This window comes from Streptomyces albicerus (assembly GCF_008905045.1).
GTDB lineage: Bacteria > Actinomycetota > Actinomycetes > Streptomycetales > Streptomycetaceae > Streptomyces > Streptomyces albicerus.
The window spans coordinates 161223-184529 of record NZ_VWMY01000003.1; the positions used below are offsets into that span (position 1 = coordinate 161223).

The 23307-nt window shown below is 70.4% G+C and carries 11 protein-coding genes; 2 read left to right on the forward strand and 9 right to left on the reverse strand.

The genetic code is table 11. From position 1 onward, the window contains the following. Positions 1-3: 3 nt before the first annotated feature. Together GAS53_RS03685 and GAS53_RS03690 are read right to left on the reverse strand one after the other, a co-directional pair. A complete protein-coding gene (locus tag GAS53_RS03685; RefSeq protein WP_151475939.1) occupies positions 4-216 on the reverse strand; it encodes an MbtH family protein in 213 nt (70 codons plus the stop codon). A 102-nt stretch (positions 217-318) separates the two neighbouring features. Further along, entirely contained in the window at positions 319-1629 is a 1311-nt protein-coding gene (locus tag GAS53_RS03690) for a lysine N(6)-hydroxylase/L-ornithine N(5)-oxygenase family protein (protein WP_151475940.1), read from the reverse strand. 218 nt (positions 1630-1847) lie between these two features. Between GAS53_RS03690 and GAS53_RS03695 the strand changes: the two genes are divergently transcribed. After that, positions 1848-2963 carry an alpha/beta hydrolase-fold protein gene (locus GAS53_RS03695; RefSeq protein WP_151475941.1) on the forward strand — a complete coding sequence of 372 codons (1116 nt, stop codon included), beginning with the start codon at positions 1848-1850 and terminating at the stop codon, positions 2961-2963. Between the two features lie 232 nt (positions 2964-3195). Here the strand turns inward: GAS53_RS03695 and GAS53_RS03700 are convergent, their stop codons facing one another. From GAS53_RS03700 to GAS53_RS03730, 7 genes are all read right to left on the reverse strand, one after another. Next, a complete protein-coding gene (locus tag GAS53_RS03700) occupies positions 3196-4896 on the reverse strand; it encodes an ABC transporter ATP-binding protein (protein WP_151475942.1) in 1701 nt (566 codons plus the stop codon). Next, positions 4883-15973 carry a non-ribosomal peptide synthetase gene (locus GAS53_RS03705; protein WP_151475943.1) on the reverse strand — a complete coding sequence of 3697 codons (11091 nt, stop codon included), beginning with the start codon at positions 15971-15973 and terminating at the stop codon, positions 4883-4885. The genes GAS53_RS03700 and GAS53_RS03705 overlap by 14 nt, the downstream gene beginning before the upstream one ends. Positions 15974-16031: 58 nt before the next feature. Beyond that, on the reverse strand, positions 16032-17819 hold the full coding sequence (locus GAS53_RS03710; RefSeq protein WP_151475944.1) for an ABC transporter ATP-binding protein: 1788 nt from the start codon (positions 17817-17819) through the stop codon (positions 16032-16034). Between the two features lie 46 nt (positions 17820-17865). Further along, on the reverse strand, positions 17866-18927 hold the full coding sequence (locus GAS53_RS03715) for an iron-siderophore ABC transporter substrate-binding protein (RefSeq protein ID WP_151475945.1): 1062 nt from the start codon (positions 18925-18927) through the stop codon (positions 17866-17868). Between the two features lie 89 nt (positions 18928-19016). Continuing rightward, entirely contained in the window at positions 19017-19880 is an 864-nt protein-coding gene (locus GAS53_RS03720; RefSeq protein WP_151475946.1) for an ABC transporter ATP-binding protein, read from the reverse strand. A 41-nt stretch (positions 19881-19921) separates the two neighbouring features. After that, positions 19922-21004, reverse strand: a complete 1083-nt coding sequence (locus GAS53_RS03725; RefSeq protein WP_151475947.1) for a FecCD family ABC transporter permease — start codon at positions 21002-21004, stop codon at positions 19922-19924. Next, positions 21001-22059, reverse strand: a complete 1059-nt coding sequence (locus GAS53_RS03730) for a FecCD family ABC transporter permease (protein ID WP_151476023.1) — start codon at positions 22057-22059, stop codon at positions 21001-21003. Before GAS53_RS03730 ends, GAS53_RS03725 begins: the two co-directional genes overlap by 4 nt. 217 nt (positions 22060-22276) lie before the next feature. On the opposite strand from GAS53_RS03730, the gene GAS53_RS03735 reads away from it, so the two are divergent. Further along, on the forward strand, positions 22277-23224 hold the full coding sequence (locus GAS53_RS03735; protein ID WP_151475948.1) for a methionyl-tRNA formyltransferase: 948 nt from the start codon (positions 22277-22279) through the stop codon (positions 23222-23224). Positions 23225-23307: the final 83 nt, after the last annotated feature.

A 23307-nucleotide genomic window follows, 5' to 3' on the forward strand; every position in this document is an offset into this window, starting at 1 on the left:
CGATCAGACGTCCACGGACGCCGCGAGGGACCGGGGGCGCAGATCGGTCCAGCCGGCCTCGATGAAGTCCAGGCACGCCTCTCGGGTGTTCTCGTCGAAGACGATCGTCCACCCTCCGGGGACCTCGGCGAAGGACGGCCAGAGCGAGTGCTGGCCCTTGTCGTTCACCAGGACCAGGAAACGGCCTTCGGCGTCGTCAAAAGGGTTGGTGCTCATGTTCGTTCAGTGTCTCCTCGAACCCGACGGGCCGGTGACGGCCGCGTCGGGAATGTGGGTCAGGTCGCAGCAGCGCGCCTGGGGGCGTCAGTTGTCGCGGTGTCAGCTCGAGTACGCGTAGGACTCGCGGTTCCGCAGTCGGCCCGCCACCGCGTTGACGATCTCGCCGGCGCGGATCGCCGTGTTGGACAGCAGCGTCGAGGTGAGCCCGTGGGTGTGCTCGGTCGCACCCTGGACGTAGACGCCGCAGCGCATCGCCTCGGACGTCGCGATCTCGTAGTTGCGGTCGATCCGCACCTTGCCGCTCGGCAGCAGGTCGCAGTACTCGCCGGTGGCTCCGAGCAGGGTGAGCGGGTCTCCGGGCCGGTAGCCGGTCGCATAGACGATCACGTCGGTGTCCAGCACCGTGGTCTTCCCGGTGGGCAGGAACTCCACCGTGGCACGAATGCCGCTCTCGTCCTTGGCGACTTCGACGAGCCGGGAGGCGTTGAGGATGCGCAAACGTTCGCGGCCCTGCACCTTCTCCTGGTAGTGCCGCCGGTACAGCTCGTCGATGACCTCCAGGTCCACCACGGAGTAGTTGGTGGAGGCGTGGTAGGCGTCCAGCCTCTCCTTGACCCCGTCCGGCGCCTCGAAGTAGTGGTCGACCGCCACCGGGTCGAAGATGCGGTTGGCGAAGGAGCTGTCGTCCGCGGGCGTGTACCCGTACTTGGCGAAGACGGCGCACACCTCGGCGTCGGGGAACGTGCTGTGCAGATGGTCCGTCACCTCGGCGGCGCTCTGCCCCGCTCCGACGATCACGACCCGGCGCGGCTCATTGAGTCCGGGCAGCTTGTCCAGCAACTCCTCGCTGTGCCAGATCCGTTCGTCGGTCACCACCCCTGCCGGAAGCACCGGCTCCAGACCGGCGGCGATGACCAGGTTCCGGGCACGGCGCGTGGTCAGCTCATCCGTTCCGTCGCCCTGCCGGACGACGACGTCGAGGAACTCCACGACCCCCTCCACCACCACCGGGGTGACCGCGACGACCTCCGAGCCGTACTCCACCTCGTCGGTGAAGGCGGCCGCCGCCCACTCGAGGTAGTCGTGGAACTCCAGGCGCGAGGGGAACATCGACTTGTGGTTGATGAAGTCGGGCATCCGGCCCTTGTCGTGCAGGTAGCTGAGGAAGCCGTATTCGCTCACCGGGTTCCGCATGGTGACCAGGTCCTTGAGGAAGGACACCTGCATGGTCGTGCCTTCCAGCAGCATCCCCCGGTGCCAGCCGAAGGCCGGCTGCTTCTCGAGGAACACGGCGTCGATCGGGTCACCGGTCCGCGCGCGGTGCTCGCGCAGGGCGATCGCGAGGGCGAGGTTGGACGGTCCGAAACCGATGCCGACGAGATCGTGGACGCGGAGCTCGGCAGACGACATGAAGGGCCCTTTCAGGAGCTGGATCAGGGATGGAAGGGAATCCCAAAATTAGGTTAGGCTCGCCTAATTAAGACGAGCCTAACCTTTCCCCATTCCTCTCACAAGGAGACGTTCATGCGGGACGTGATGTTCGGTGACCAGACGTGCCAACGCCGCACGCTCCAGGGGCTGGTGGACACCACCGGCGGCCACCTCGGCGGCTACCTCACGAGCCGGTCATGACCGATCCCGTCTCCGGCCTCGCGGCCGACATGGAGAACGCCTTCGCCGCGTTCGGACTGCCCGGCAAACCCGGCACCGACGAGTTCTGGGCGGCGGCGGGGAGCCCCGCGTCGGTACCCGCCGACGACGGCGGTTGGGTGACGTTGTTCCTGTGGCGCGGGTCTCCGGCGAGCATCGACTTCGAGAGCTGGTCGGAGCCGGTGCCCCTGCGCCGATGGGGCGACACGGACTGCTGGTACGCCGAGGTGCGCATGCCCGCGCGGCTGCGGGTGACGTATCAGTTCCTCGCGGGCGACGCGGCGTACGCCGATCCGTTCAACCCGGCCGGTGCGGGCGGTGACCGGTCCATCGCCGCGACCCCGGACGCTCCGGCCCAGCCGCACTGGCCCGCCGTCGGCGCTGACGGTGTCCTGCCCGTCCCCCGCACCCGGATCCGCTGGGCCAGTGAACGGCTGGGCGGGCGACGCACCGTACGGGTCCATCCGGCGGGCGGTGGCGGACCGGTGGTCCTGCTGCTCGACGGGGACGACTGGCTGTATCTGCACCCGGCCATGACCGCGTTCGACTCGGCCGTCGCCAGTGGCGAGATGCCCCCGGTCACCCTCGTCTTCCTTCCGGCCAAGGACAGGGCGGCCGAGTTCGGGTGCAGGCCCGAGCTGTGGGAGGCGGTCCGGGACGAACTGCTGCCGCTGGTGGCGGAGTCCGGTGTACCCGCCGACGTGGACCGGCTGGTGGTCGCCGGGCAGAGCCTCGGCGGGCTGAGCGCCGTGTACGCGGCGCTGGAGTTCCCGGAGTTGGTGTCGCGCGTCGCCTGCCAGTCGGGGTCGTTCTGGTGGACGCCCGATGCGATGGGTCTGGCCGACCCGTTGGGCGGGCCGGTCGGAGGCTCCGTCGCGGCGCGCCTGCGGGCCCGTAGGCCCGAACTGTCCGGGCTACGGGTCGCGTTCGACGTGGGGGAACATGAGATGCGGATGCTGCCCCACTGTGAGTCGGTGGAGGCCCTTTCCGAGGAGGCCGGTGCGACTGTGCGGGTTTCACGGTCGGCGGCCGACCACGACCGGGCCAGCTGGCGACATGCCCTGCTCAGGGATGTGGCCTGGGCCCTCGCGTGATCGCTCCGCGGGGAGCACGGTGATTGTCTGCGGGTCCGGTGGGGGCTGGTCGCGCAGTTCCCCGCGCCCCTAAAAGACTGCGCCGTTCCCCGCGCCCCCAAGAAGACGCGGCCGTCCCCTGCGCCCCCAAGAAGGCCGCGGGCATCCCCCGGCGGCCCCAAGAAGACCGCAGGCGTCCCCCGCGGCCCCAAGAAGGTCGCGGGCGTCCCCGGCGCCCGCTCGATGGGGCTCGTCAGCGCGCCACCGCCGAGCAGTACGCCTCGTCCTTGGCGAGGAGGTTGCGGTGGGTGTCCTCGGCTGTGATGGTGCCGTCGTCCAGTACGAGGACACGGTCGGCGGCGTCGAGGAGGGCCGGGCTGCTGGTGATCACGAGGGTGGTGCGGCCTCGGCGCAGCTTCGCGATGTTGCGCGCGATGAGCTGTTCGGTGACCGCGTCGACGGCTGTCGTCGGGTCGCGCAGGACGAGGACGTCGGTGTCGGCGGCCAAAGCGCGGGCCAGGGACAGTCGTTGGCGCTGTCCCCCGGAGAGGTTCGCGCCGCGGTCGCGGACGGCGTAGTCGAGTCCTTCGCGGTGGAGGGCGACGACGTCGGTCAGCATGGACGCCTCGACGGCCTCCGGGACCGTCCGGCTGGTGCCCGACGGGTCGATGTTCGTGCGGAGTGTGCCCGCGAAGATCTCCCCGTCGTACGGGTTCACCAGCAGGTGCTCGCGGATGGCCTCGATCGAGAGGTCCGCGAGATCCTGCCCGCTGACCCGCACGACTCCCTCGTACGCGTCGGGCGGCACGTTCACGGCGAGGATCGACGCGAGGTCGGCCGCCGCGCGCGGCTGGTAGGCGGCGATCGCCACGAACTCGCCGGCAGCCACCTGGAACTTCACCTTGCGCAGGGTCCCGTAGCGGACACCGTCGATCTCCAAGTCCCCGCCCGCGGCCGGGCGTTCCGGACCCGGGGTCGTCACCGGCGGCGCGCTCAGCACCAGCGCCATCCGCTCGGCCGACGCGCGCGCGATCATCACGTACTTCGGCATCTCCGAGAACAGCTTGAGCGGTTCCATGATGAACTGCGCGAGACCCACGGCCATGACGAGCTCCCCGATGGTGATCTGGCCGTCGAACGCCAGCCAGCCGGCCGTCAGGGTCACGGCGGCGGCGAGGACCGCGTTGAGGGCCAACGCCGTGCCCGCGTACACGCCGTTCACCCGGGCGACGGTGATCGCCTGGTGCTTCGCCTCCGTGCTGACCTTCCGGTAGGACCGGAACGCCGCGTGGTTGCCGCCGAAGCCGTGCAGCGGGCGCAGGCCGATGATGAGGTCGGCGACCTTCGCGCCCGCCCGCGCCACCCGGGCCTGCTGTTCCTGGGTACTGGAGCCGATCCGCTTGGACATCACGCTCAGGATCGACAGGATCGCGACGGTTCCGACGATCACCAGCAGGCCGAGCCGGATGTCGGCCAGGCCCAGCGCGACCGCCGCGATCACCACCGCGACCAGCGAACTGATCAGCAGCGGCACCACCTCGATGATGTCGGCGGTCTGGTCGGCGTCCTCGGTGGCGATGGTCAGCACCTCGCCGGACTTGAGGTCGACGTCCCTGGCCACCGGCTGGAGTCCGCAGCCCGCGACCTTCACCCGCCAGCGGTGCGCCTCGGTCGTGTTGGCCTTCTGCAGGATGCGCATCCCGAACCGCCACGACAGCGAAACGGTCGTGATGATCACGGCAAGCGCGGCGATCGACAGGCCGAGCGCGCCGAGGCTCCGGTCCCGCATCGTGTGTTCGACGATCAGGCCGAGCGCGATGGGGAAGGCCGTCTCCCCTGCCTGGTACAGGCCCATGAGGACGGTGCCCCAGACCATGGCGCCGACGTTGCGGCGCAGTGCGGTCCGGAGGATGTCGGACCCCGGGCGGGGCCGCTGCGTGTCAGGAGTTGTCATCGAGATGGTCATCGAGGTGGCGGGCTATCGCTTCCGGGGTTCGCAGGGTGAACAGATCGCGGATCGTGATCACAGGACCGTACTCCCGGCGGAGCAGCCCGATCAGCCGCACCGCCAGCATGGAGTGCCCTCCGAGGGACACGAAGTCGCTCACCGCGCTCACCTCGTCGTCGTCCAGGTCCAGTGCCTCGGCGAAGTACTCGCACACCACGGTCTCGGTCTCGGTCTCCGGGCCGCGCTCCCCCGCCGTGGTCAGCGCGCCGAGCGGCTTGGCCTCCGGCAACGCCTTCGTGTCAGCCTTCCCGTTCACCGTCAGCGGGATGCTGTCGACCTGGGCGTAGTGCGTCGGGCGCAGGAAGTCCGGCAGTCCGGCGCCCACTTCGGCGGCCACCGTCGCCAACTCCGCCCCGTCCAGGACCAGATAGGCGGCGAGCCGGTACGCCCCGTCGACCTGCGGGTCGGGCTGGGCGACCGCGGCGACGAACCGCACCGCCGGATGCGCCGCGAACACCGCCTCGACCTCGCCCAGTTCGACCCGGTGCCCCCGGATCTTGACCTGCTGGTCGGTGCGGCCCAGGTACATCAGGTTTCCGTCGGGCCGCCGCACCACCAGGTCCCCGGTGCGGTACATGCGCTCGCCGGGTTCGCCGAACGGGCAGGCGACGAAGCGGTGCGCGGTCTGGGCGGGCTGCCCGAGATAGCCGCGCGCGATGCCGATGCCCGACACGTACAGCTCACCGGGAACTCCGTCCGGCAGGGGCCGCAGCCATGGGTCGAGGACGTACACGTCGGTGTTGTCGATCGCCACGCCCACCACCGGGTCCTGGCACTCGAAGGTGCCGACGCCGAGGGTGTTGATGGTGTACTCGGTGGGTCCGTACAGGTTGTAGCCGACCGTCCCCTCGGTCTCGGCGAGCCGCTGCCACAGCGTCGGGGTGACGGCCTCGCCGCCAAGGAGCACCAGCGCCGGCCGCCGCTCCGGATTGTCCAACAGCCCCTCCGCGACCAGCTGTTGCGCGTAGGTCGGGGTTACGTTGATGACGTCGATCCCGTGCTCCAGGCAGTACTCGACCAACCGGGGCGCGTCACGGCGCAGTTCCTCGTCGCAGATGTGCACCTCGTGGCCGTCTGCGAGCCACAGCAGTTCCTCCCACGACATGTCGAACGCGAACGACACGGTGTGCGCGATCCGGAAGACCCGCTGGTCGTGCTCCGCCAACACCGGCTCGAAGATCCGGCGCTGATGGTTGATCAGCATGTTGGTGAGCCCGGCGTACTCGGTCACCACGCCCTTGGGCTTCCCGGTCGATCCGGAGGTGTAGATCGTGTACGCGGGATGCCGCAGCCGGTCCGGGGCGTCCGGCGCGAACGTCACGAACGGCTCGGCAGCGGGCAGGGGGCGGTCCAGCTCGATCAGGTGATTCAGGTCGATCAGGTCGCCGGTCAGCCGGGGCGAGACGGCGCTCACGGTGAGGATCGCGTCCGGGCGGGCGTCCGCGATGATCGCGGCGATCCGCTCGTCCGGGTGGTCCAGCTCCAGTGGCACGTACGCGGCGCCGACGCGCAGCACGGCGAACAGCGCCACGATCGAGTCGAGGGAGCGCGGAATCGCGAGACCCACGTTCGTCTCGGGGCCGATGCCTCGCTGGGCGAGCACACCCGCCACCGCGCGGCTGCGGTCCCGGAGTTGGGCGAAGGTCATCGTCGAGCCGTGGGCTACGAGCGCCACCCGCTCGGGGTCGCGGTCCGCCGCCCGGTCGAACCGGTCGACGACGGTGTCCGAGCCGACGTCCGTGCGTGCGGCGGGCTCGGGCTCCGGCGCCAGGCCCGGCAGTGCGCCGACCGGTCCGGCCGACCGGGCCAGGTCCTCGAGCACGCGCAGGTAGGCGTCGAGGAGACCGCGGGCGTTCTCGGTGTCCTCGTCGCGGTACTCCAGCTTGACCGTGAGCCGCTCGCCGGGCGTGACGACCCAGGTGAACGGGTAGTGGGTGGAGTCATCGGCCTTCACCGCGGTGATGCCGTGCCTGGCGTTCATCTCGGCGAACGCGTCCATGTCCAGGAAGTTCTGGAGCACGAACAGGTTGTCGAACAGGGCGTCGTGCCCACTGGCCCGCTGGATCTCGCCGAGCCCCAGGTGCTCGTGCTCCATCGCCTCGACCCTGGCCGTCTGTACGGCCGACAGGTACTCGCGGACCGTGTCGTCCGGCCGTGCCCGCGTCCACATGGGCACGGTGTTGAGCAGCACGCCGACGATGTCGGACAGCCCCTCGCCCTCCCGGCCGGAGACGGTCACGCCGAACACGGCGTCGCTGCGGCCCGTGTGGGCGCCGAGCAGGAGGCCGAACGCGCCGGTCAGCACCGAGTTCAGCGTGACGCCGTGCGTCCTGGCCGCTTCCCGCAGCAGTTCCGACTGTCCGGCGGACAGCGTGTGAACGAGCTGGCGCGGCAGGTCGTCCGTAAGGGACGGTGTCGGGCCGGCGAGCAGCGTCGGGCCGGGGAGACCGGCCAGGTGCTCCGCCCAGAAGCGTTCCGATACGGCGGCGTCCTTGGCGTCGAGCGCCCGGGCATAGTCCTCGAAGCTCGGCGTGGCCGGGGCCGGGGCGAGCGACTCGCCGGCGAGGACGGCCTGATAGGCGTCGAACAGGTCCCGCAGCACGATCTCGCGGGACCAGCCGTCCCACAGCAGCAGGTGGTAGCTCAGCAGCAGACCGTCGCGGTCGTCGGGCAGACGCACCACGGTCAACCGGATCAGCGGTGGCTCACCCGGGTCGAATCCCGTGTCGCGGTCCCGGGCGCGCAGGGCGTCGACCTCCGCCTCCGTCGCCAACTCGACCGCACGGACGGCGACTTGCCGCCCCGCGCTGAGGACCTGGACCGGGTTTCCGTCGTCGTCCGTGGTGAAGCCGGCGCCCACGACCGGGTGTCGCGCGATCACGTACGCCATCGCCTCGGCCAGCGCGTCGGTGTCCAGACGCCGGTCGAAGGTGAACCAGCTTTGCGCGACATAGTGTCCGGCCGAGCCCGCCATCTGGGCCTGGAAGAACAGGCCCCGCTGGAGCGGGGTGACCGGTGCGGTGCGCTCGGCCGTCGCGGAGGCGTCCGCGATGTGCTCCAGTGCACTCTGCCAGTGCTGGGTGATCTCGTCGGGGATGCCCTCGGCGAGGGTGAACTCCGCGTGCAGGCTTCCGGTGGCCTCGTCGATCCAGGCGTTGACCTCGACGGCGTACGGGCTGCCCTGATCGCCGCCGGTGATGTGCAGCGCCTGGGACTCGCTGCCCCGGCCGAGGTAGTTGAACAGCACCTGCGGGCGGGCGTTCAGCAGCGGGGCCGTCTGTGGGTTGAGGTACCTGAGCTGACCGTAGGCGACGTGCCCGGCTTCGTCCGGCTGGCGCTCGGCGACCTCGCGCGCCGCAGCGACGGGGTCGGTGTGCGGCGTGAGCCGCACGGGTGCGATGGAGGTGAACCAGCCCACCGTGCGGGTGTAGTCGTGGTGTTCGAGGACCGGGACCCGGCCGTGCCGCTCCAACTCGATGGCGAGATCGGTGGGCGACGGCTGGATGTGGGTCAGCGCGGTGCGCAGCGCGCCGCACAGCAACTCGGTGAGACCGACGCCGAGGGCGGCGGGCGCGGTACGGGTCACGCGGTCGCTCACCTCGGGGGCGAGCACGACCGTGGTCTCGCGCAGTTCCCCGGCCGAAGGCAGCCCCCCGGCCGAAGGCGGCCCCTCGACCGCGGGCAGTAGCGCAGACGCTTGGAGCGTTGTGATCCAGTGACCGAGGTCGTCGATCGCACGGGCCGACTGGAGCGTCAGTGCTTCGGCGTACTCGGCATAGGAGGTGGTCGGCGGCGCCAGGGTCGCCCCGCGCATGGCGGCGGCCAGGTCGTCCAGCAGGACCAGCCAGGACACCGAGTCGACGGCCAGGTGGTGCACGGTGACCACCAGGGTCCGGCTCGTCTCCAGCCAGGAGAACGCGATGACGTCCCCGGACTCGGGGTCGAGCCGTCCGGCGGCCTCGTTCGCCGCGGTCGTCGCGTCGGGCGTGGCATCTGTCGAATCCGCCCGTACGACGGTGACCTCGCGGGCGGGTTCGGTGCGCAGGGTCCACACCCCGTGCTCGACGCGCAGCCGCAACCGGAGGGCCGGGTGCGCGGCCACGACCGCGTTCGCGGCACGCTCGGCGTCGGCGAAACCGGTGCCCTCGGGGGCCACCAGCGTCCTGGCCTGTGCGAACCGGGCGAGCGAACCGCCCAGTTCGCGCTGACGCAGGATGATCGGCGTCGGCGTCAGCGGGCCGTCCTCGCGGCGGGCGGTGGCAGGCACCGCCGCGGCCTGCGGTGCGCTCGTCGCCAGGTGCTCGGCGAGCGCGCGGGGTGTCTTGAACAGGAACACGTCCCGTGGCGCGATCTGGAGGCCGAGTGCCCTGGCCCGGTTGATCACGGTGATGGCGAGGATGCTGTCGCCGCCGGCCCGGAAGAAGTCGGTGTCGGCGTCCACGGCGGCGCCGGGCAGCACTTCCGCGAAGATGCCGACCAGCTCGGCGAGCGTGGAATCGCTGAAGCCCTCCGCAGAAAATGCCACAACAGAGGCGTTTTCGTCTGCGAGTGCGTCGTGGCTGGTCGCGCCGTTCCCCGCGCCCCTTTGGGGCGCACCCGCCCGCTCGATCAGGGCCTTGCGGTCCAGCTTGCCGTTGACCGTCAGCGGCAGGGCGTCGACCGGCAGCACCCGCCCCGGCACCATATGCACAGGCAGCTTCGTCGACAGCAACTCGACGAAGTCGCCGGGCACCCGGCCCACGACGTGCGCGATCAGGTGGTCGCCGCTGTCCGCCACGGTGACGGCCACGTCGACCACACCGTCGAGGTCCCTGATCGCGGCCTCGACCTCGCCCAACTCGATCCGGAATCCCTTGAGTTGGACCTGGTCGTCGGCGCGGCCCGCGAACTCCAGCTCACCGTCGAGCGTACGGCGGGCCAGGTCGCCCGTGTGGTACATGCGGGAGCCGTCGCTCGCGAACGGGTTCGCCACGAACCGGGACGCGGTGAGCCCCGGCCTGCCCAGATAGCCGAGCGACACCTGGTCGCCGGCGACGTAGATGGCGCCCACCCGGCCCGGCGGCACCGGCCGGAGCCGGTCGTCGAGCAGGTAGGTGACCAGGCCGGGAATCGGACCGCCGATCGGGCTGACCTCGTCGCCGAGGTCGAAGTCCTCGTCGGTCAGCACCCGGTGGGTGACATGGACGGTGGTCTCGGTGATGCCGTACATGTTGACCAGCTCGGGCGAACCGGTGCCGTGCCGCTCGACCCAGCCGCGCAGCCGCCCGAGGTCCAGCGCTTCGCCTCCGAAGATGATCCGGCGCAGTGCGGTGACCGGCTCGCCGGCATGCCGGTCGGCCTCGATGAACTGGTAGAACGCCGACGGGGTCTGGTTGAGCACGGTGACTCCGCGCTCGCGGACCAGCCGGTGGAAGTCGACCGGGGAGCGGGTCAGCCCGTACTCCGGGACAAGCAGCTCACCGCCGTACGCCAGTGCGCCCCACAGCTCCCAGACCGCGAAGTCGAAGGAGAAGGAGTGGAACTGGACCCACACGTCGTGCGGGCCGAAGTCCATGTCGGGCTGGGTGTTGGCGAGCAGCGTCACCACGCTGGAGTGCGGGACGACGACACCCTTGGGTCTGCCGGTCGATCCGGACGTGTAGATCACGTACGCGGGATCGCGCCAACTGACCTCGGGCGCAGGCTCAGTGGTGGCCGGCGGCAGCTCGTCCCCCTGCACCAGCACGCGGGCCGCCACACCGGCCCTGTCCAGCAGCTGCGTGAAGCGGTCCCGCTGCTCACGCTCCACGAGCACGACCTGCGGAGCGGCGTCGGCGAGTATGTACGCCAGTCGTTCGTCCGGGTACGCCAGGTCCAGCGGCACGTACGCGCCACCCGCGCTGACGATCGCGACCAGGGCGACGACCTGCTCCAGGGAACGCGGGACGGCGACGGCGACCCGCTTGCCCGGCCGGACACCGGCCGCGCGCAGGGCCGAGGCCAACTCGTCCTTGCCGTCCGCCAGTTCGCCGTACGTCAGTGACCGGGTACCGCCGTCGAGTCCGCACTGGGTGACGGCGGTGGCGGCCGGGTCGCGGCCCGCGGCGGCGTCGAACAGTCCGCCCAAGGTGGTCGGGGTGATCCGCGCGGGACGCCGGGCGCCGCCGACGCCCTCGGGCGCCAGGTCGTCGACCAGGGCGTCCGGCCGGGTGAGCAGTCCGGTGAGGGTCTGGCTGAACACGCGCAGGATCGCCTGCGCGCTCGCCTCCCGCAGCAGCTCGCCGTCGTAGATCAGGTTGAACCGCGGACGGCCGTCGAGTGCGCGCTCCACCACCAGCGTCAACGGGTAGTGCGGGGCACCCTCGTTCACGATGTCGGTGATGACCAGCGTGTCGTCGGGTCCCCGCAGACCGTCGACATCGGTCGCCACGTCGAACACCACAAGGGTGTCGAACAGGGAGCCGGCGCCGGCCTGGCGGCCGATCCTCGCCAGCGAGACATGCTGGTGCGGCAGCACCGCGCTCTGGTGTTCCCGCACCGAGGCGAGCAGGTCGCGCGCCGTGGTCGTACCGGCCCAACGAGCCCGCACGGGGATCGTGTTGATGAACAGACCCACCATGTTCTCGATGCCGGGCACCTCCGCGTCGCGCCCGGACACCGTGGAACCGAACACCACGTCCCTGCCCTGCAGGATGCTGCCCAGCGTCACCGCCCAGGCGCTGTGCACGGCAGCGCTCAGCGGCACGCCGGCCGACCGGGCGGCCCCGTCGATGTCGTCCGTCGGTTCCACGGCGGTGTCGGCGAACCGGTCGGACGGGGTGTGCCCCTCGGCGACCAGCGAGGGGCCGGGCAGTTCGGCGAGCTGCTCGTGCCAGACCCGGTCGCTCTCGTCGTCGTCGCGTCCGGCGAGCCAGCGCACATAGTCGGGGAAGCCGCCGAGCGGGTACACGGTCCCCGGCGCGTGGTACTCGGCCAGCAGCGCGCGGAGCATCGGCGGGACCGACCAGCCGTCGGCGATGATGTGGTGCACGGTCTGCACCAGCACGTGCCGGCCGGCGCCGGCGCGGATGAGCGTGTACCGCATCAGCGGCCCGGTGGCCAGGTCGAACCCGGCGCGGCGGTCACGCTCGGCGTGGTCGCGTATCTCGTCGTCGGTGATGCCGGGGCGGTCCAGCGTGGTGAAGGGCGCCTCCACGCCGCTTTCCAGCACGGAGACCACACGGCCGTCGGCGAGGGCCACGAACCGCGCGGCCAGGTTCGGGTACAGCGTGAGCAGCCGGGTGGCCGCCGCCGCGAGCCGGTCGGCGTCCACCTCGCCGTCCAGCGTCAGCAGTTGCTGCTCGACGTAACTGCCCGCGGAGTCGTCGTCGAAGACCGAGTGGAAGTACAGGCCTTCCTGCAGCGGGGTCAACGGCAGGATGTCCCGGAGCGACGGGCCGTCCAGGGTGTCGACGTCGGCCTGCGTGAGGCGCACGAGCCCGAAGTCGCTGGGAGAGTGGCCGCCCTGGTCGAGCGCGGCCAGCCCGGCCAGGGCCCCCCGGAAGTACTCGCTGAGAGTCGCGATGTCCTCGTCGGTGAACATCCCGTCGGGCCAGGAGATGGTGGTGACCAGCTCGTACTCGCCGGTCGAGGCGGGTTCGGCGATCGCATTGAACTCCAGGGGGCGCGGCAGGCGCATCCTCGGGTCGCGCTTCTCTCCCAACTGACCCGTGGTGCGTGCGAGTTGCCAGTCCCCGGACGCGCCCGCGTCGAAGCGGCCCAGGTAGTTGAACAGCACCTGCGGTGCGGGAGCGTCGAACTCGGTCTGGGCCAGGTACCGCAGGGCGCCGTAGGAGACGCCGTTGTCCGGCACTTGGGCGAGGTCTTCCTTGACCGCCTTGAGCGCGGCGGCCAGGTACTCGGGTGCCGTGAAGTCGGCCGCCACGCCGGGGTCCACGGTCACCGGGAACAGGGTGGTGAACCAGCCCACGGTCCGCGACAGCTCCGGCTCGAAGCCGGCGGAGCCCGCCACGAACTGTCCTTCGCGGCCGTGGCCCTCGAGTTCGATGTGCGCGAACGTCTGGTCCTGCCCGAGGTCGCGGCGCCACCGGGCGAGGGCGACGGCGAGCGCGGTCAGCAGTACGTCGTTGACGCCCGCGTGGAACTTCGCGGGGATCTCGCCGAGCAGCGCGGCCGTGACCTCGGGGCCGACGGAGACGGTCCGCAGCCGCTCCCGTGCGACGGTGTCGGCTTCGGACAGCGCGCGCCTGCCCACCGGTTCGTCCGTACCCGGCAGGGGGCGCCAGAAGTAGGAACTGTCCGCGTCGAACGCCGCGCGTTCCAGCAACTGTGTCCAGCGCCGGAACGACGTGCCCACCGGGGGCGGTTCGATCGGCTCGCCCGAGGCGAACTGCCGCCAGGCCGTGGCCAGGTCCTCCATCAGGACCCGCCAGGACACGCCGTCGATCACCACGTGATGGGCGACCAGGACCAGTTGGCGTGCCTCGCGGCGCCAGACGGCACGCAGCATCAGGCCGCCCGCCGGGTCCAGCCCGTCGGTGGTGAGCGCTACGCACTCGTCGAGCGGCCGGTCGCTCTCCTGCCACCCTGCGCCGGCCCGCCCGGCGACGGCCTGGTCGGCCTGGTCGGCCTCCGGGATGTCGAAGCTCCAGCTGTCGCCGCGTACCAGCTTGGCGCGCAGCATGTCGTGCCGCCCGACCACGGCGGCGAGGATCTCGTCGAGAGCGGCGGCGGTCAGATCCGCCGGGGTGTTCAGCACCACCGACTGCACGAAGCCGTCGATCGCGTCCGTGGTCTCGCCGAGCCACTGCACGATGGGCGATCCCACGACGGAACCGGTCGCGACATCGCCGTGGTCCACGGTGGCGACGTCCTCACGGCTCGCCACCGCCGCCAGCGCCCCCACGGTGCTGTGGGCGAAGATCTGCCGTGCAGTGACGTAGAGACCCGCGTCGCGCAGCGCGCTCAGCAGCGAGATCGCCAGAATGCTGTCTCCGCCGAGCTGGAAGAAGTCCTGGTCGACACCGACCTGCTCCAGCCGCAGCACCGCGGCGACCGCCGCGCACACCGCGCGTTCGTTCTCGGTGGTGGGCGCGACGATCGAGCCCGTCCCGATGGCGGGCTCCGGCAGCGCGTTCCGGTCGAGCTTGCCGTTCGCGGTGAGCGGGAACTCCTTCATCACGACGATGTGGGCGGGCACCATGTACTCCACCATGTGCTCGGCGGCCCACGCCTTGACCTCGTCCGCCCGCAGGTCCTCGCTGCCGGCGGCCGGGATCACGTAGCCCACCAGGTAGGTGCCGCCCGCCGCGTTCTTCTTCGCGACGACGCAGGTGTGCCGTACCCCGGGGTGTTCGGCCAGACCGACCTCGACGTCCTCGATCTCCAGCCGCATACCGCGGATCTTGATCTGGTTGTCGGCCCGGCCGAGGAAGTCCAGCGACCCGTCCGGGGCGAACCGGGCGAGGTCACCGGTCCGGTACAGCCGGGACCCGTCGCCTGCGAAAGGGTTCGCCACGAACCGGGAGGCCGTCAGGCCGGGCGCGTTGACGTACCCGCGCCCCAGGAGGAACCCCCCGACGTACAGCTCGCCGCCGACCCCGACCGGGACCGGGCGCAGCTCGTCGTCCAGCACGTACAACTGGGTGTTGGGGTTGGCCTTGCCGATCGACGTCGACAGGCGCTCCGCCGCGCCGCGGTAGATGACGTGCGAGACGCCGATCGTCGTCTCGGCGGGGCCGTAGCCGTGGTACATGGGGATGTCGAGCCGGGTGCGGAACCGCTCGTACAGCTCCGGGGTCAGCACCTCGCCGCCGCACCACACGTGCCGCAGGCTGTCCAGGCGGTCGGAGTCGCCCGCGATCTCCAGCAGTACGTCCAGCATGGACGACACCAAGTAGGTGAAGGTGACGCGGTGTTCGGCGATCACGCTCAGCAGGTGGTGCGGGTCGCGTTCGCCGCCGGGTCGCAGGACCACCAGCCGGCCGCCGCTCACCAGCGGCAGGAAGATCTCGTTGATGGAGATGTCGAAGGACAGCGGCGCCTTGAACAGCGACGCGTCGTCGTGGCCGAAGCCCAGGATCTCGTCGACCTGCCACAGCAGGCGCTCGCTGATCGCCTCGTGCCGGATCATCGCGCCCTTGGGCCGCCCGGTCGAACCGGACGTGAAGATGACATAGGCCAGGGCGTCGCCGAGGACGGTGACCCCGGTCCCCTCGGTGGGGTGGGAACCGAACCGCCAGTCGTCCAAGTCGACGGCCACGGCTTCCGGTTCGGCCGGGTCGTGCTCGCCCGAGTCGTTGAGCTGTACGACGACCCGGGCGTCCTCGATGACGACGGCCCGGCGTGCGGCGGGCCACTGCGGATCGAGCGGTACGAACGCGCATCCCGCCTGGAGCACGCCGAGCAGCCCGATGACCATGTCGGCGGAGCGGCCCAGTGAGATGCCGACGACCTGTTCGGCGGTGAGTCCGCGTTCGATCAGATGGTGGGCCAACTGGCTGGACAGTTCGGCTGCCTGACGGTAGGTCAGCGACTGGTGCTCGTCGACGATGGCGACGGCGTCCGGCCTGGTCCGCGCCTGCTCGCGGAACATCTCCACGATGGTCGGGCGGACGCGGTCGGCCTGGGTGTCGTTCCACTCGGCCAGGGCCTCGAGCCTGGCCACCACGCTCGACGGGCCGATGGTGCCGATGGGACGGTCCGGGAAGTCGGCCAGGTCGTCCAGCGCGAGCTGCGCGTCGGCCGGCACAACGCCGTCCGGGACGGCGATGCTCCAGCCGTCCCCGCCATCTCCGCTGTCCGCGCCGGCCTCCCAACCGCCGGGCCCGTCCCCGCCGTTGTCGACCCACGCGAGGACGTCGGCGAACAGCGTGCCGGGCGTGAGGTCGATCCCGTCGGGACTCCGGCCGCCCGTCGCCCAGTACGACAACCCGATGGCGCACGCCTCGGCGATGGTCCGGTCGGAGAAGTCGCCGGTCCGCCGGCGTAGGTCCGCCAGGCGCGCGGGAGAAAGCAGCACGAGACGAGCGCTCGGTTCCAACATCGAAGACTCAACGCCCCTTCAAAGGTAATGAAGTTAGCCTAACCTAAATTAGGGTTACCTAACTGCCTTCTCGCCAGGCCCTCCACAGCCGTGCGTAACGGCCGCCCAGAGCCACCAACTCCTCGTGAGTGCCCTGCTCCACGACGCGTCCCGCGTCCAGCACGGCGATCCGGTCGGCCGCCATCGCCTGGGTCAGCCGGTGCGCCACGAACAGCGTGGTCCGGCCCGAGCACGCGGCCAGCACGGCCCGCTCCAGCTCGGCGGCGCCCTCGCTGCCCGCCTCGGCGGTCGACTCGTCGAGCACCACGACCGGCGACCGGCTCAGCACCAGCCGGGCCAGGGCGATCTTGGCGACCTTGGTGACGTCCAGGCGCTCGCCGCCCTCGCCGACCATGGTGTTCAGCCCGTCGGGCAGCGCGTCGACCCACCCGTCGGCGCCGACCGTGCGCAACGCGTCCATCAACTCGGCGTCGGTCGCTTCCGGCGCGGCCAGCCGCAGGTCGTCGGCGAGCGGACCGGAGAACACATGCGTCTCCTGCGTCAGGATGCTCACCAGAGCACGTGCCCCAGCCTCGTCCAGACCGGCGAGGTCGGTCGAACCGACGCGCACCGACCCGGCCTGCGGGGTCCCGATGCCCGCGATCAGCGCGGCCAGGGTCGTCTTGCCGGCGCCCGTCGCCCCGACCAGCGCGAGCGAACCACCGGCTGGGATCGTCAGGCTGACATCCCTCAGGACCGGCTCCTCGGTGTCGGGATAACTGAACGTCAGCCCCTCCACCGTCACCGGGTACGGCGCGGTGTCCGCGGACGCGACGGCCGCGTCGCCCACCAGCCGGTCCTCCGCGGCCTCCCCCAGCACCCCGACCAGCCGGGTCAGGCTCGCGCCCGACTTCTGCGCCTCGTCGAAGGTGAACATGATGGCGCCCAGCGGGGTGAACAGCCGGTGGAACAGCAGCGGAGCCGCCGACACCTCGCCCAGACTGGCGGCATCGGCCTCCAACAGGGCGTACCCCACCACGATGATCAGGACCAGGCCGATGAACTCGGCGCGGTTCTCCCTGCCGACGAACCGGCCGAAGAACCGGAACACCTCGATGCCGAGTTCGCGCACCCGCCACGACTCACTGGTGACCTTCTCGCGGAAGGTGTCCTCGAGACGGTACGCCCGGACCGTGTCGATCCCGTTCAGACCGCTCATCAACGCCTGCGCACGGTCGGCCTGGGCCACCCGCTGCTGCCGGTAGAGCGGGGCGGAGCGGGGCAGATACCAGCGCAGGGCCAGCGCGTACGCCGGCAGCGCGCAGGCGCCCGCCAGGCCGAGCCGCCAGTCGAGGCCGAACATGCCGGCCGTGGCGATGGCCACCAGCACGCCCGCCGAGAACACCGTGGGGACGGCCGTCCGGATGCCCTTGGAGATCACGGCCACGTCGTCACCGACCCGGGACAGCACGTCCCCCCGGCCGACCTGCTCGATCCGTGCGCTCGGCATCCCCAGCACCGCCCGGACGGCGCCTTCCCGCAGTCGCGCGAGCAGATCCGCGCCCAGCCGCCCGATCAGGTAGGTCGACACCGCGGTGGCCGCCGCTCCGAGCAGCGCGGCGGCCACCATCAACACCCCGATCCTGACCAGGATCGAGCGCGGTTCACCCTCGACCACCCCGTCGACCACCCGGCCGAGCAGGAGCACCGGGAGCACCTGGAGCGCCGCCCCCGCCACCGTCGTGAGCACGGTGGCGAACGTCAGCCAGGGCACCTCGCGGCAGTGCACCGCGACCCATCGGGTGGCCTCGCGTCCGGTCGCCGTCCGCAGAGTTGCCGGGGCGACGCGCGTGTCGGTCGCGCTCACCCGCGGACCAGGGCAGGCCGGGGGCAGGACATGTTGATCGACATCTTTAGCCGGCCGCCGACTTGACGAGCTCGTCGATCGCGTACGGCATGGACAGCAGGGTGCCCTGGGAGATGGCCGCGCCGACCGCCGGGCCCTCGCTGTCCAGCAGGTACTCCGCCTTTCCGCCCTTCACGGCGTCCAGGTTGGTGAACAGCTTGAACTTGTTCAGCGCTTCCGTGTCCGCCTTGTCGTTGATGACGAAGATGCGGTCGACGTCGACCAGGTCGGTGCGCTCGGGGGACAGTGCGGTGGAGAAGCTGCCGTCCGCGATCTTGTCGATCTCGGTCTGGTACTTGAAGCCGAGGCCCGTCAGCAGCTGTCCGCGCACGTCGGTGGAGGTGAACGGGTTGATCGCGTCCTTGTACCAGGAGAGCGCGACGGCCTTCTGGTCCGCGAACTCCGGGTGCTCCTTCTTGGCCGTGTCGAGCTGGGCCTGGATGTCCTGCACCATCTTCTCGCCCTCGTCGGCCTTGCCGACCGCCTTGGCGATCTGGAGCGCGTTGTCCTGCCACGGAGCGCTGAACGGCTCCTTCTCGGCCTTGGTACGGCCCACCGTCGGGGCGATCTGGGAGAGCTTGTCGTAGGCGGCCTTGTCGACCTCGGAGTAGACCGCGATGATCAGGTCCGGCCGCAGGGCGGCGATCTTCTCGTAGTTGGGGCCGGAGTCACCGTTCTTCATGATGACCTCGGGCTTGGTGTCGCCCCACTTGTCCTTCACCCAGGGCCACTGGGTGTTGATGTCGGGGCTCTGGCCCGCCGGGTTCGGGTACTGGTCGACCATGCCGACCGGCTTGATGCCGAACGCCAGGACACTCTGGTCGTCCGTGTAGCCGACGGTGACCACCCGCTTGGGAGCCTCCTCGACCTTCGTCGATCCGAACGCGTGCTCCACGGTCACCGGGAATGCGCCTGCGGCATCAGCGGCCGGGCTGTTGGTGTCGCTCGACTCGTCGTCCGACGAGTCGGAACCACAACCCGCGAGGAGGCCGACGCCGAGGGTCGCGGCGGACAGTGTCGCCGCAAACCGCCGCCAGGGCTTCATACGCGTCGTTCGATGGAGGAGCATCCGAGAATCCCTTGCTTTCGCGCCAGTCCGCTGCACCCCTATGTAAGGGCAGGCAAACCTTATCCTGAGGAGGTGAGGTTAGCCTAGCCTTACTTCTGCAACTTTATCGGCATCCGGTCGAGTTGGACGTTGGTGCGTCCGATCGGCACGATGAGCGGCCGGTCCCCCACCGGGTCGTCGATCACCATGGCGCGCAGTCCGAACGCCTCGTGCAGCAATTCGGCGGTGATCACGTCACGCGGATGCCCCTGCGCCAGGATCGCGCCCTCCCTCATCACGATGAGGTTGTCGCTGTAGCGCGTCGCCAGGTTGAGGTCGTGCAGCACCATGACCACGGTGCACCCCGACTCGTGGAGGTCGTCCACCAGGTCGAGCACGTCGACCGCGTGCGCCAGGTCCAGGTACGTGGTCGGCTCGTCGAGGAGCAGCAGGTCGGTTCCCTGAGCCAGGGTCATCGAGATCCAGACGCGCTGACGCTGTCCGCCGGACAGCGAGTCCACCGGACGGTCGGCGAGGTCGGACACCCCGGTCATGGCCAGCGCGCGCTCCACGACGGCGGCGTCGTCCGACGACCACTGCCGCAGCCAACTCTGGTGCGGATGGCGGCCCCTGGCGACCAGGTCGGACACCGTCAGCCCCTCCGGCGCGACCGGCGCCTGGGGCAGCAGGCCGAGCTTCTTCGCCACGTCCCTGGTCTTGAGCTTGACGATGTCGTCGCCGTCAAGGACGACCGTTCCCCGAGTCGGCTTCAGCAGCCGCGACAGGGTCCGCAACAGAGTAGATTTCCCGCAGCCGTTGGGGCCGATGACCGTGGTGATCACCCCTGGCGGTATCGCCACGTCGAGATCGTCGATGACCGTCCGGGCGCCGTACCCGACCGTGACGCCCCTGGCTGCCAGCCGTGAGGCGTCGTTGAACCCGGACTCGATCTCGGCGATGTACTGAGCGGCCACAGGACCCCCTCCACTTAGGTTTGCCTAACTGTTTGTACCAGTTATCTGAGGTTCGCCCGTACCAGCAGATAGACGAGGAAGGGGCCGCCGATCGCGGCGGTGACCACGCCGACCGGGAGGGTGATCGGCAGTGCCGTACGCGCGACGAGGTCCGCGCCGATCAGCAGCAACGCCCCCACCATGCCGGAGGCCACCAACGGCGGCGTCGGGCACCTCGCCAGACGCATCGCCACCTGCGGTGCCACCAGCGCGACGAACGGGACCGGGCCCGCCGCGCTCACCCCCACGGCGGCCAGCAGCACCGCGCACAACAGCAGGACGGCCCGCACCATCGAATACCGGACGCCCAGGCCCGCGGCGACCTCGTCGCCGAAGTGCATCGGCTTGAACTGGAACGCGACACATGACACGACGACCAGGAGGGCGAGCGTGCCCCAGAGCGCGATCCAGACCTCGTCCCACGACCGGTTGTCCAGCGAGCCGACCAACCACGCCTGGGCCCGGGCCACGTCCCTGATGTCGGCCGTGACCAGCAGCCAGGTGGTGATCGCCTCCATCACGGCGCTCACCGAGATGCCGATGAGGATGAGCCGGAAGCCGTCGATCCCGCGCCGCCACGCCAGGAAGTACACCAGCAGACCCGTGCCGAGACCGCCCGCGAGCGCCGCCGCGGACAGGCCCACGGAGTTGACGACCGCCGCGGCGGTTCCGCCCGACACCGTCACCAGGAACACCGCGACCGCGCTCGCGCCCCCGGTGATCCCCAGAATGTCCGGGCTGGCCAGCGGATTGCGCGCGATGGACTGGGTGATCGCCCCGGACACCCCCAGCGCGATCCCCACGACGAGCCCGGCCAGGGCACGGGGCATCCGCAGATCCATGATCACGAACTCGTCGACCCGCTCACCGCCGCCGAAGAGCGTGGCGATCACCCGGGACAGGCCGATGGGGAAGTCCCCGACGGCGATGGACAGGCAGAACACCAGGAAGGTCGCCGCCGCCAGCAGCAGCGAGACGAACACGATCCAGGGCCGCCATACGAACGACACATGGCCGAGCCGCACGCCCGGCGCCACCGATGGCTTCACAACTGTCCCGTCCGGCTTCACGTCTGTCCCGTTCACGCGCTCTTGAACTTTCCGCGCCACACCAGACCCGCGAAGAACGGGGCACCGAGGAGAGCGACGACGACCCCCACGTCCAACTCGCCCGGCCGCACCACCAGGCGCCCCACGATGTCGCAGACCAGCAGGACGATGGCGCCCAGCAGACCGGCGTACGGCACCAGCCAGCGGTAGTCAGGACCGGTCAGATATCGGGCCACGTGCGCCACCATGAGCCCGAGAAACGCGATGGGGCCACACGCCGCCGTCGCCGCACCCGCGAGCAGGGTGATCGCGACGATGCCGATGATCCGGCTCAGCGCGATGTTCACGCCCAGTCCCCGTGCCACGTCGTCACCCAGGTTGAGCAGGTTGAGGGAGGGCAGCATGGCCAGCGCCAGCGCCAGCCCGACCGCGATGAACGCGGTCACCGGCCAGATGACGTCGAATCCGACACCGGCCACGGAGCCCGCGTTCCAGAACCGCAGCGCGTTCAGCGACGCCTTGTTCGACAGCGCGACCGCCGTGGTCATCGCCATGAGGAACACCGTGATCCCCTGCCCGGCCAGTGCGAGGGTCAATGGGTTGCCGGCCCCCCGGCCGATGCTCGCGAGCCCGAACACGACGACACCGGCGACCGCCGCTCCCAGGAAGGCGAACCAGACGTACTGGAACGGGTTGGTGAACCCGAACAGGGCGACCACCGACACCACGGCGAACGAGGCGCCGGTGTTCACCCCCAGCAGACCCGTGTCGGCGATCGGGTTGCGCGTGTACCCCTGGATCAACGCCCCGCCGACCCCGAGGGCGATACCCGCCACGATCGCAAGTACCGTCCGGGGCACCCGCACGGTCTGCACGATGAGCCTGATCTCGGTGAGCCGCTGGTCGGAGTCCGGAGCCGCGAACAGCCCGTGCCACACGTCGGCGGGACTCAATGCGCGCGCACCGACGGCCAACGACACCGCCCCCGCGATCACGAGGATCGCCACGAGCGTGCCCAAACCCACAACCCGCCGCCGACGGGCCTCTGTTGTACCCCGGGGCGCGGGGCGCTCAACTGCGGTCGTGCCCATGTCGACGTACGTCATCCCTTTGATCCATTGGCACCGACGGAGCACCCCCGCCGGAAACTTAGGCGAGCCTAAGCTAAACAGGTGCAGCTGTCGATAGGACGAAACGGACGACCAGGCACCGACACCCGCCAACTGGGGCACCACGAACGGGCATTGCGAACTAAGGTAAGCCTTGCTTTACTGACCCTGGTCAATCCCTGTCTCGAGGAGGAACCCCATGCGGGTCGTCATGTTCGGTTACCAGACCTGGGGGCACCGGACCCTGCAAGCCCTCCTGGACTCCGAACACGACGTGGTGCTGGTCGTGACACACCCCAAGAGCGAGCACGCGTACGAGAAGATCTGGAGCGACTCCGTCGCCGACCTCGCCGAAGAGCACGGCGTCCCGGTGCTGATCCGCAACCGCCCTGACGACGAGGAGCTGTTCGAGCGCCTCAAGGCGGCCGATCCGGACATCATCGTGGCGAACAACTGGCGGACGTGGATCCCCCCGCGCATCTTCGGCCTGCCGCGTCACGGCACGCTGAACGTCCACGACTCGCTGCTGCCGAAGTACGCCGGCTTCTCCCCGCTGATCTGGGCGCTGATCAACGGCGAGCCCGAGGTGGGCGTCACCGCGCACATGATGGACGACGAACTCGACGCCGGCGACATCGTCCGGCAGGAGGCGGTTCCGGTCGGACCGACGGACACCGCCACCGACCTCTTCCACAAGACCGTCGACCTCATCGCCCCGGTCACGATCGGCGCGCTCGGCCTCATCGCCGCCGGGCAGACGGAGTTCACCAAGCAGGACCGGTCCCGGGCGAGCTTCTTCCACAAGCGGGCCGACGAGGACAGCCGCATCGACTGGGCCTGGCCGGCGGAGGACCTCGAACGCCTGGTCCGCGCCCAGTCCGAGCCGTACCCCAGCGCCTACACCTTCCACAAGGGCAAGCGCCTCGAGATCCTGGGCGCGGTCGTGTCCCAGGGCCGGTACGGCGGCACTCCCGGCCGCATCTTCTACCGCGAGGGCGACGGCGTGGTCATCGTCGCGGGAGCCGACGCCCGCACCGGCCGCAACCACGGCCTCGCCATCACACGCGTACGGACCGAGGACGGCCGCGAGCTGCCCGCGACCGAGTACTTCACCTCCATGGGCGGCTATCTGACCAACCGCCCCTGAGCGCCTGTGTCACAGGCTCTGACACGTCGGCCCCATCCCGGTCCCGTGGGCCGGCCGGACGCCGCTGCCATGCGGACCTTCCC